At 42.6% G+C, this 11,200-nt stretch carries 10 protein-coding genes and 1 pseudogene; 6 read left to right on the top strand and 5 right to left on the bottom strand.

Annotated elements, in window-relative coordinates:
* From AXA67_00055 to AXA67_00030, 6 genes are all read left to right on the top strand, one after another.
* Positions 1 to 1,355, top strand: a 1,355-nt coding sequence (locus tag AXA67_00055) for a transketolase (GenBank protein ID KXJ42077.1), incomplete at its 5' end; no start/stop codon positions are given.
* A gap of 503 nt (positions 1,356 to 1,858) precedes the next feature.
* Positions 1,859 to 2,119 (top strand): hypothetical protein, encoded by a 261-nt coding sequence (locus tag AXA67_00050; protein ID KXJ42076.1) that lies wholly within the window; start codon positions 1,859 to 1,861, stop codon positions 2,117 to 2,119.
* Complete coding sequence (locus tag AXA67_00045) at positions 2,116 to 2,370, top strand: hypothetical protein (protein ID KXJ42075.1); 255 nt, start codon at positions 2,116 to 2,118, stop codon at positions 2,368 to 2,370. The genes AXA67_00050 and AXA67_00045 overlap by 4 nt, the downstream gene beginning before the upstream one ends.
* A gap of 347 nt (positions 2,371 to 2,717) precedes the next feature.
* A complete protein-coding gene (locus AXA67_00040; protein ID KXJ42074.1) occupies positions 2,718 to 3,152 on the top strand; it encodes a hypothetical protein in 435 nt (144 codons plus the stop codon).
* A 613-nt stretch (positions 3,153 to 3,765) separates the two neighbouring features.
* The gene (locus AXA67_00035; GenBank protein ID KXJ42073.1) at positions 3,766 to 4,767 is read left to right on the top strand and encodes a transaldolase; all 1,002 of its coding nucleotides are present in this window, start codon (positions 3,766 to 3,768) and stop codon (positions 4,765 to 4,767) included.
* Between the two features lie 282 nt (positions 4,768 to 5,049).
* A complete protein-coding gene (locus tag AXA67_00030) occupies positions 5,050 to 6,129 on the top strand; it encodes a class II fructose-bisphosphate aldolase (protein ID KXJ42072.1) in 1,080 nt (359 codons plus the stop codon).
* A gap of 86 nt (positions 6,130 to 6,215) precedes the next feature.
* Here AXA67_00030 and AXA67_00025 read toward each other — a convergent pair whose 3' ends face one another.
* The 5 genes and pseudogenes from AXA67_00025 to AXA67_00005 form a co-directional block, all read right to left on the bottom strand.
* Entirely contained in the window at positions 6,216 to 7,268 is a 1,053-nt protein-coding gene (locus tag AXA67_00025; GenBank protein KXJ42071.1) for a hypothetical protein, read from the bottom strand.
* Between the two features lie 332 nt (positions 7,269 to 7,600).
* Positions 7,601 to 8,269: a two-component system response regulator gene (locus AXA67_00020; protein KXJ42070.1), complete on the bottom strand. Its 669-nt coding sequence runs from the start codon at positions 8,267 to 8,269 to the stop codon at positions 7,601 to 7,603.
* Between the two features lie 234 nt (positions 8,270 to 8,503).
* Positions 8,504 to 8,767 (bottom strand): hypothetical protein, encoded by a 264-nt coding sequence (locus AXA67_00015; GenBank protein ID KXJ42069.1) that lies wholly within the window; start codon positions 8,765 to 8,767, stop codon positions 8,504 to 8,506.
* 199 nt (positions 8,768 to 8,966) lie between these two features.
* Complete coding sequence (locus AXA67_00010) at positions 8,967 to 9,941, bottom strand: peptidase S49 (GenBank protein ID KXJ42068.1); 975 nt, start codon at positions 9,939 to 9,941, stop codon at positions 8,967 to 8,969.
* Between the two features lie 331 nt (positions 9,942 to 10,272).
* Positions 10,273 to 11,200: pseudogene (locus AXA67_00005) on the bottom strand (hypothetical protein).

Below are 11,200 nucleotides of genomic sequence, written 5' to 3'. Positions count from 1 at the left end.
CTGTTGTTGACGGTCACAATGCAGAAGCAGTGAAAAAAGCGGTTGACGAGGCTCGCTCAGTCACTGACAAACCAAGCCTGATATGCTGCCAGACCATCATCGGCTGGGGATCTCCTAATAAACAGGGAAAAGAAGACTGTCATGGTGCTGCACTTGGTGATGAAGAAATTGCACTGGTTCGTAAAACCATCGGCTGGCCGCATCCTCCATTTGAAATTCCCAAGGAAATTTCTGACGGATGGGACGCGAATCAGAAAGGAAGTCAGCAGGAAACAGAGTGGAATCAGCGTTTTGAAGCATATCGTGGCGAACACCCTGATCTTGCAAAAGAATTTGAACGCCGCATTGCAGGCGATTTGCCTGCTGACTGGGAAAACCAGTCCAGTGCCTTCATCGCCTCAGTAAACGAGAAAGCAGAAACCATTGCTTCCCGAAAAGCATCTCAAAACACACTGAATGGTTTTGGACCACTTTTACCTGAATTGCTTGGCGGTTCTGCTGATCTAGCCGGCTCCAACCTCACCATCTGGTCTGGCTGTAAAGATGTCAATGCGCCTGGCAATGATGGAAATTATGTGTACTACGGTGTCCGTGAGTTTGGTATGTCTGCAATGATGAACGGAATAACATTGCATGGCGGATTTAAACCTTACGGTGCAACATTCGAGATGTTCTCTGAGTACGCCCGCAATGCGTTGCGTATGGCTGCGTTGATGAAGATCCCAAGCATTTTCGTTTACACACATGACTCTATCGGTCTCGGTGAAGACGGTCCGACACATCAACCAGTCGAACAAACTGCAACATTGCGAATGATACCAAACATGCAAGTCTGGCGTCCTTGTGATGCAGTAGAATCAGCAGTTGCATGGAAAGCTGCAATCGATCGGAATGATGGGCCATCTGTTTTGATATTCTCACGTCAAGGTCTCGCGCACATTGACCGTAGCGAACAGCAAATTCAGGCGATTTCGCGTGGTGGTTATACAGTAATTGATAACGGCTCAACACCTGACGCTATTATCATTGCTACGGGCTCAGAAGTAGAACTCGCACTCAAGGCCGCACAGCATTTTGCCACAAAAGGCAAAAATATACGCGTTGTTTCAATGCCTTCAACGAATGTGTTTGATAATCAGGATCAGGCGTACAAGGATTCCGTGCTTCCTCCGTCGGTAACCAAACGCGTTGCAATTGAGGCAGGTGTCACTGATGGATGGTGGAAATACGTCGGTTCAAATGGAGCTGTTGTTGGTCTTGATCGTTTCGGTGAATCTGCACCAGCAGGAGATCTGTTCAAAGAATTTGGCTTTACTACTGATAATGTTGTTAGTCAGGTTGAAGCTGTTCTTTAGTATTTATTCTATCTAATAGTGAGGCATTCAAAGGTGAAAACGATTCAGTTTCCAACAAATTTGTTTTCGATTCTGCTGATATACAGTGTCAGTCAGATAGCACTAGCTGAACCTGACTATCCCGAGGATTTTACTCCGCAGGTCATTTATCAAGATAAAGAGTACATTGCACAACACAGTGTTTCAGAGCAGACCCAGGCAACTACTGCGTCAGTGAGTACCACTGGATCTTGTTCATGTCCTTGTAGCTCGTCTCGTTCTGATTCAAATGTACCAGGCGATTTTGAACCCGTTATCCTTTATCAGGATAAAGAATACATTTCCAGTCATTAGATAGTAACAACGTATAGAGAGGCAAAGACAGGTGAAGACAATTTATTTGACCAATAGTTTTTTTTCAATTCTGCTGCTCACAGGCAGTAGTCTTGCGTTAGCTCAGTCTGACTATCCAGAGGACTTTACACCTCAGATTGTGTATCAGGATAAAGAATACATTGCACAACATGGCGGTTCAGCTCAACAGCAACGCTCAACAGCAACGACAAAAAGTACAAGCTCTAGTAGTTCATCGAAGTATCCTGATGATTTTGAGCCAGTTATTCTTTATCAAGACAAAGCATATATTGCTAAAAGCGGTGGTTCCAAAACAAGTTCCGTCAGCAAAAGCTCTGTTTCCTCGACCAAAAGCACATCAACAACCAGTTCTAGCAGTAGCGTTGCGTCAAGCGAGGCAACTGAAACAACTGCCAGTGACTCAGGGATGAGCCAATATCTTATCGGACTCGTTGTTCTGATAGCTGCAGGAGCTTTTTTGTATAGTAGACGACCTACTACAACTGAACAGGACAATATGTCTGCAGCCGCAGCTACTGCGGCACCTAGCGGTAGCACAGGTGTTGCAAACTATTTAAGAAAAAACCAGATGGCTGAGCCGACAGGAGTGGCTAAGTATTTGGAACAACAAACCATAGCAAATGCGACAGGTGTTGAAAAATATCTACGTGACAACAGTTAGTATAAAAAGTAGCTGCTTTTTATACTAACTGAAATATCCAGACTATAAAGTTGCTGGGCTATGCAAGGTGTTTATTCAATTACTCTCGCTTACCAGCAACTTCATCGACAAGTATTGTAATGTTGACTCTGTCGATTTACCATTAAATTAGCAGCATAGGTGATCAAGTTGCTTACATCACATACGCTGCGATGCAAGAATAAGATATAAGAACAATTTATAATGCTGCAGATACAATAATCATCGAGAAAAAATTATCAATTAACTATTAAAACTTCCTGTATTCCTTTATGTTATTTTGATTACGACATAAACATGTTTACATAGGAAACTAACAGGTGTGATTTATGGCAAAGAATTTACTCGGACGAATGTTCAACAAACAAACTGCTATAGCTGAAGAACCTTCAGCTGATAACCAGGAGAATAACGGACAAACAGATGGACTTACTGGTGTAGCACGATATTTACTTAATCAACAAACAGCAACACAGTCAGCAACGTCCAAGGCTGAGTCACAAGCTAGTCAGCAACCTGCAGAAAGACCTGCGACAGGAGTTGCCAAGTATCTGGAAAATGCAAACCCCCCTGTACTAACTGGTGTAGCTAAATATTTAGTCAAACAAATTATCCCTGAATATCAAAAACGGGCGGAGGCAGCTGCGAAAGCCGCAGCTCCAACAGGCGTTGCGAAGTACTTGGCAAAAGTTACTGCTGCAGCAATTGAACAGCAACCAGCTGTTCCGAGTAGCGTTGAAGTTTATTTACAAAAACTAGGCTAACTTTTCGCAAAATCTATTGATTATCTGATATTTTATCGAGAGTGCTTGAATACATCTTGGCAGATGAGACCTCGTCTCTTATAACCTATTTCCGGTCTCATTGAAAATGAGCGCATCGTGGTGTTTAAGCTGGATTAGAATACCCCATAGGTAAAGTCACTTGTGTTTTTCCAGCTTTTGATTAACTGTTCATCTGCAACTCTTTGGTAAAGATCTTGTGCGGATTCTAATGCTTGTTGTTGATTGAAGCAACTACTGTAATAACCTTTTTGGTAACTACAGGATACCTGTTTTAGCAATCACCTAGCTCGAATCAGCCTGCTTTGATATGGCTGTGCAACTATACACTCCAGTATTTGAGCACATTAATAGTTTAATTTCGATTTTGAAATGATTTGTCTCAGAGAATATCTGACGTAAAATTTGTGGTGATACATTGACGATATACGGAACAAGGCTAAGGTCTCAACATCTATAATTTACTGGCCAGCAGAATGAGTTCATCTGCATGGTTAGCCTCTTTCTCATTCAGAATACAGCACTGATGGAGCTTTCGGAGTATAATTCACTCTGATGAGCATTTTACTAATATAACCACAATGGGTACATAATTATGGCTAAAAATCTACTCGAACAACTTAGAGAAATGACCGTGGTTGTTGCTGACACAGGCGATATCCAGGCCATTGAAACCTTCAAACCCCAGGATGCAACAACAAATCCATCTCTGATTACCGCAGCAGCACAGATGCCGCAATATCAAAGTATTGTTGATGATACATTAAAAGGTGCTAGAGAGACGCTGGGTAAAGATGCATCTGAAGCGGAGGTCGTTACACTTGCATTTGACCGTCTCGCTGTGTCTTTCGGTCTCAAGATACTTGATATCATCCCCGGTCGTGTTTCAACAGAAGTCGATGCCAGACTGTCTTACGACACCGATGCTACAATTGCCAAAGGTCGTGAGCTGATTGCACAGTATGAAAATGCTGGCGTTTCCCGTGAACGCATATTGATCAAGATTGCTTCCACATGGGAAGGTATTCAAGCTGCTGCTGTTCTGGAAAAAGAAGGCATCCACTGTAATCTGACGCTATTGTTTGGTTTACACCAGGCGATCGCTTGTGCTGAGAATGATATCACCCTGATATCTCCTTTTGTCGGACGAATCCTTGACTGGTATAAAAAAGACACCGGTCGTGATTCATATCCACCTGCTGAAGACCCTGGTGTTCTTTCAGTAACACAAGTCTATAATTACTATAAAAAATTCGGATACGACACTGAGGTTATGGGAGCAAGTTTCCGCAACATTGGTGAAATCACGGAATTAGCTGGTGTCGATCTGTTAACAATCGCCCCTGCCCTGCTGGATGAGCTTCAAAACACAGAGGCAGACCTGCCTCGCAAGCTGGATCCACAATCTGCGGCCAACGCCTCTATTGAAAAAATATCGATGGATAAGGCAACATTCGACAAAATGCATGAAGAAAACCGTATGGCATCAGACAAGCTAACTGAAGGCATTGATGGTTTTTCGAAAGCTCTGGTCTCGCTGGAAGAATTACTTGCAGAAAGGTTAGAAAACATCGAAAAAGTTCTCGAAACTGCCTAGTATCTGTTCGTAATACACCAAAATCCATCACGCTCAGAATCTACCTTTTCTGAGTGCGGATAGAGTTGAAAAACCTTGCTGTTGCTTATTAACAGCAAGGTTTTTTCAGCTTGTAGACCAGATATACCGAATCAGAGCATTCAGTATTGTGATATTTAACGTTTCCACAGTATCCATTACCCTGTATTAACACCAGAGGAAACAACCGAGTCACTCAATTGACCTTGCCTCCTGAACCATGAAAACAAGGCAACAGTTTAAGCTTATAAAAGGATACCCCATATGACACAAAAAATATTAGACGTCGTGAAACCAGGCGTTGTCACCGGCGATGATGTACAAAAAGTATTTTCAATTTGCAAACAAAATAACTTTGCACTACCAGCAGTCAATGTCATCAATACTGATTCCATTAATGCTGCTTTGGAAGCTGCTGCAAAGGCGAATTCTGCTATTATTATTCAGTTCTCCAATGGTGGAGCCGCTTTTTTTACAGGCAAGGGACTCAAACTTGACGGTCAGCAGAACTCGATTTATGGGGCTATCTCAGGCGCCCAACACATCCATCTAATGGCAGAGAAATATGGTGTCCCAGTGATTGTGCATACTGACCATGCGGCAAAGAAACTGCTTCCCTGGATTGATGGCTTACTCGATGCTGGTGAAGAACATTTTGCGAAAACCGGAAAACCCCTGTTTAGCTCACATATGCTCGACCTATCAGAAGAAAGCCTGGAAGAAAACATTGAGATATGCGGTCAATATCTGCAGCGTATGAACAAGATGGATATGACCCTGGAGATTGAATTAGGTGTGACAGGTGGCGAAGAAGATGGTGTCGATAACACTGACATGGATCAGTCACTATTATATACTCAGCCAGAAGAAGTCGCATACGCTTACGAAAACCTGAGTAAAATTAGCGATCGTTTTACAATTGCCGCCTCATTTGGAAATGTCCACGGAGTCTATAAACCCGGCAATGTAAAACTCACCCCAACAATTCTTCGTGACTCACAAAAATATGTCACAGAGAAATACAACGTACCAGAAAACACATTGACATTTGTGTTCCATGGCGGCTCAGGATCAACACCTGAAGAAATCAAAGAATCAATCAGTTATGGTGTTGTTAAAATGAATATCGATACTGATACTCAGTGGGCAACATGGTCAGGCGTCATGAATTATTACAAGGAGAATGAAGCCTATTTGCAAGGACAGATTGGCAATCCTGAAGGCGATGACAAACCGAACAAAAAATATTATGATCCACGTGTATGGCAACGTGCAGGTGAAGTTGCAATGGCAACTCGTCTGGAACAAGCCCTACAGGATTTAAATGCAACGAATTCATTATAGAATTGAATCAAAGCATTTTTATTATTTGCTCTGCTCAGCACTACGTTAATCGTAGTGCTGATCTGCTCGCCAGGACTATATCAAGGCTAAAGTGGAGCTGGGATAAAAACCTCAACCTTTAACCCCCCGAGCACACTGGATCCAAATTCAAGCCTGCCATGACAGAGCTGCACGAGCTCTTTGACAATACTTAAACCAATGCCGTGCCCAGCAGTCGTTTGATCTGCGCGGACACCTCGCTGAAGAACTTGTTGCAATTTATGATCCGGAATACCAGAACCATCATCATCAATACAAAGGTAAAGTCCCGACTGCTTCTTGTGTAATTCACGGGGAAATTCAACTTTAACTTCTACCGTTGTATGACACCATTTGCATGCATTATCCATCAGGTTGCCAACAATCTCATAAAAATCACCTTCTTCACAACTGATTTTTCCATTCATCGGACATAGTATTCTTATCTGAATGCTTTTTGAGGCATACACTTTTTTCAGTGCATCCGTGACTTTGTTGATAATATGAGAGACAACGATTTCAGGTGAGATTAATGGTCTTGTTGTCGCTGCCGCGTGTTTAAGTTGATACTCAATAATGTCATCCATCCGCAACACTTGATTACAAAGTATCTGTATTTGCTCATCGGATTGATTCATCTGATCACAAAATGCACCGCGTATAATTGCAAGCGGTGTTTTTAAACTATGCGCCAGATCTGCCAATGTGTTTCGGTAGCGCTCTTTATGTGAGCGTTCACTATTCAATATGGCGTTCAGGTTGTTAGCCAGACCTTGCAATTCAGGCGGGTAATCATCTGGCAACCGATCAATACCACCCGCTTCGATCGATTCCACGTCCTTGGACATACGACGCAAAGGTTGCAGACTCCAGCCAAGTATCCCAATCTCGGTTACAACAAGAAGCAAACCAATCCCGCCCAGCCAGTTCCAAAGTGTTTTACGAAACTGTAGCACTGGCTGCTCCACCGCATTCATATGCTCTGTAACAACAAAAATAAGGTTTTTTGTGCCTTGCTCCATTTCCCAGGCTATCGGATAAAACAGTTCCAAACGTTGTTTTTTGTTACGAACAACCAGCTCACTTGTTTCCGGGATTGGATCGGGTACTTCTATGGACATTCCCACCGCTGAGGGTGATCGCCACATTTGATTTCCAAACTGATCCAGAACAAAGCCTTGCAGACCTGATCCCATGGTTGAAAATCGTGGTTCAGGTAAAATTTCTGGCAATTCAATTGAGCCATCTGTTTTTACATCAACAAAGCCCACTAATGTATAGACATAAAGCTGAAGTCGTTCATGAATCGCTCGCTGGTTACTTTCCCGGAATGCCCGCTCAAGGGCAATACCAGCTAAACCCAGAAATGCAATAAGAGACAAAATCGCAGCCAGAACCAGCCTGAGATGAATAGACCGCTTTGATAGCAGATTCAGGGAGAACTTCAAAACAGTTAGATTGTAAAGCGGTAGCCCCGCCCTCTCAGTGTTTCAATGGGATTCAATGTCCCATTCGGGTCGAGTTTTTTACGTAATCGACCAATAAATACTTCAATGACATTACTATCACGTTCGAAGTCTTGTTCATAGAGGTGGTCTGTCAATGCCATTTTGGAAATGACGCTTCCACGCTTCAACATCAGATATTCAAGTACTTTATATTCATAAGCTGTGAGCTCAAGCAGTTTGTCATCAACTGTGACGTCCTGGGAGACAGTATCAAGCTTTATCGGCCCTGCTTCTAACAGTGGGTGAGCAAAACCTGCTGCACGTCTTACAAGCGCTTTTAAACGTGCCAGTAATTCTTCGTTGTGGAAAGGTTTAACAAGGTAGTCATCTGCTCCATTGTCCAGAGCATCAACTTTTTGCTGCCATTGGCTACGCGCAGTCAACACCAATACCGGAAATGACAAATCCTCTTTACGCCATCGGTCAATCAATTCAATGCCTGAAAAATCAGGCAAGCCAATATCTACAATGGCGACTTCAACCGGAAATTCACGCCCCATATACAAACCTTCTTCACCATTCACTGCAATATCGACGATACAGCCATTATCACTGAGGTATCTTTTCAGCTGTGTGCCCAATTGAATTTCATCTTCTACAATTAATGTCCGCATATCGGTCTGTTCGAGTCAAGGAAATAAGAGTTCTCAATATGTTACAGCATTAAACAATATGGCTGCATTGTACTAGAAGCCTTCCCCTGGAAGCCAACTGAGCCATAAACAGCAAGTCAAAAAGGTATCGTCTCACCATGACAAGACATAACATAGCCCGAACCGCGAGAGACATTTAGGCACGAATTAACAATCATTATTTTTCTTGTGAAATTGTTCGCTAGTTGAAGAGCGTTAGTCAACAATCTCGCCTGACTGAGCATTAACCCGGATGTGCAAAACTCTGTTATCAGCTGTAATCATCTTGATCACATAGACTTTTCCACTTCCTGACTCTTCCTCATCTGTTTTGACTATTTTTCCATCGGCATATTGACCTCTGACCTTATTCACAGCAACATCAAGTGAGATAGTGGGCTGCTGAGCAGAGGCATCATCATCTGCCAATAAATTAACGCTGACCACAAAAATAACAACAAGTAGCAAGACTCGCTGCATTATTCGTATGTGAATACGACGAGAATGAGGAAACGCCCGTCTATTCATAGGATGCACACTTTTCGGTAGATGTTGAATTTTGGATTAACTGTGTACAATTGACTTGTCCTTCGGCAGAAAGTTAAACGTAAACAAATGTAACTTTAAAATAATTAGTATTGACAACCATGATAGATTGTCGACCTGAATTCGCGCTGAATCATTGGATACTGATTCCACTCGCGTACTCTTGTATTGCCAGCCTGAACGCTACTTTAAACTTCCCACCTAAACGATCGAGTAAATTTTCCTGTGGAGTAAAATTAACAAGATTGGTTTCACCGATCTCTTGCTCTGCTATTGAGCGCACGGTTCCAACCCCATCAGCCAGACCTAATTGTATTCCTTCTTCACCTGACCAGAATAACCCGGTAAAAATTCTCGGATCAGCATGCAGACGTTCTCCACGACCTGCTTTTACAGCATCAATGAAGTGTTGATGGACTGTAGACAATACATGCTCGACGTGTTCTTGGTCATCCTTTTTCATTGGCAAAAACGGATCCATGATGCCCTTGTGAGACCCCGCAGTTAATAGCCTTCGTTCTACTCCAAGTTTTTTCATCGTGTCAACAAATCCAAAGCCGTTGAGTAACACCCCAATGGAGCCAATTAAACTTGATTTATTGACAAAGATTTTATCTGCAGCACTGGCGACGTAATAGCCACCGGAAGCACAGATATCCGAGACAACCGAAATAATTGGCAACTCTGGATGCTGTTGTTTGATACGGCGTATTTCATCATATATATAAGCTGACTGAACAGGCGTGCCACCCGGAGTATTCATACGCAGAATAATCCCCTTGGTCGCCTTGTCATCAGCTGCTTCACGCAGACCTTTTGTTACTCTGTCAGCATTGCTTTCCGAGTCCTCAGTAATCATACCAACCACATCGATCACCGCAGTATGGCTTCCACCGCTTCGGGTAGCGTCAATGCCAAACCCGGGAACAAAGACTTTGTACAATACCAAAGCCAGATACAGAAAAGTCAATAACTTAAAAAAAGTACTCCAGTGCCTGGCACGTTTTTGTTCTTCAATTGCAGATAAGGCAATTTTCTCCAGTACTGTTTTTTCCCAGCCAGGATTTGTTGTTAGATCATTGCTGTTTTGTTGAGTGGAGTCACTCATTGTATTGCCTCGCTCTGTTTACTTGGGTTAGGGTCGCTCAATCATCTAATTATAGTCAATACTGCATAAAAATGGCTCAATCAAGATGCCAGAAATATGCATTATTGGCTCAATCTTCATCTCTTTAGACAACCATCAGCACTCGATTGCGGCGATTTGTTTAGTCACAATCGCTTTGACTTTTACCTGAACCAGTGATTTCAATTCGGGTAAGCTATTGGTTTAAATAGGGTTTCAAAAAGTTCCTAGCTTCACCCATCGGTTAAGTGGATATTTTTTAACCTCTGTGGCATCAAGAACTTGCGCCTTGTGCCGTAGCGAAGTCACGGATTCAGGGTTTAAACTTAATGAGGATGGGACACAATAAAAAACCAATCACAACTCCAGATGTCACGGCGATTGAAAGCGTTTGTAATAATGGGTTACTGGAAATACTCAACGATGCAAATGCAGCAAGCGTAGTAAGCATGGACGCAGCCATAGCCTGGTAAGTGTGTAATTGGTTATGTGCACGATTTTCAGCATAGAAAATACCATAATCGACACAAATAGCGATGGACAATAATGACCCGATAATGTGTAAGAAACTGATTTTCTGATTCAACAAACTCCAGAAACCAAAAATAAAAATAATCGCGCACAATGCCGGGAGTAGTATCGTTATTGCCGTCGAAAGATTACGGTAACGTAATAATAACAGCAGAAAAATTGTAAGCAAACCGATACTCAATGCATCAACAGCAGATGTTCGGTAATTGTGTGCCATTTTATTGATGGTGTCGTGCTGGCTGATATAACGCACTCCGTCAACAGCTTTCATTGCATCATCCACTACTGCTGGTGTATGTTTTCCAAGCCAGATAACAAATAACGATTGATCGGAATTCTGCATGACCTGTGTGCCAATTAATTCTTTGATCTGTGAGCGCATGACTTGTTTCGGATTCAATGACGTATCATTCTCAATTCTTAAGTTCCCAAGCCTGGAAACAGACAGCCCCTGTGTTGATAACACCTCATGCCATTGCTTTTGATAATCAGCTGTTGTGTATTTTCTGTAAACAGTCAGATTGCGTTGTTGTAGTTGCTGAGAAACAAGCCAGGGATAAATCGGATAAAAATCTTCAACAACCCCATCATCTTGCAATTGTTTCAAGAGACGAGTGGCTTGTTCAGATTTTTGTAAGCCTGCTTCAAAGCTGTCAGCTTCAATCAACACCACACGTCCGGCTTCAATGGTGCTGAGTTGAGAGCGGATT

This window comes from Methylothermaceae bacteria B42 (assembly GCA_001566965.1).
Taxonomy (GTDB): Bacteria; Pseudomonadota; Gammaproteobacteria; order Methylococcales; family Methylothermaceae; genus Methylohalobius.
This window is presented reverse-complemented; position numbering and strand designations above follow the sequence as displayed.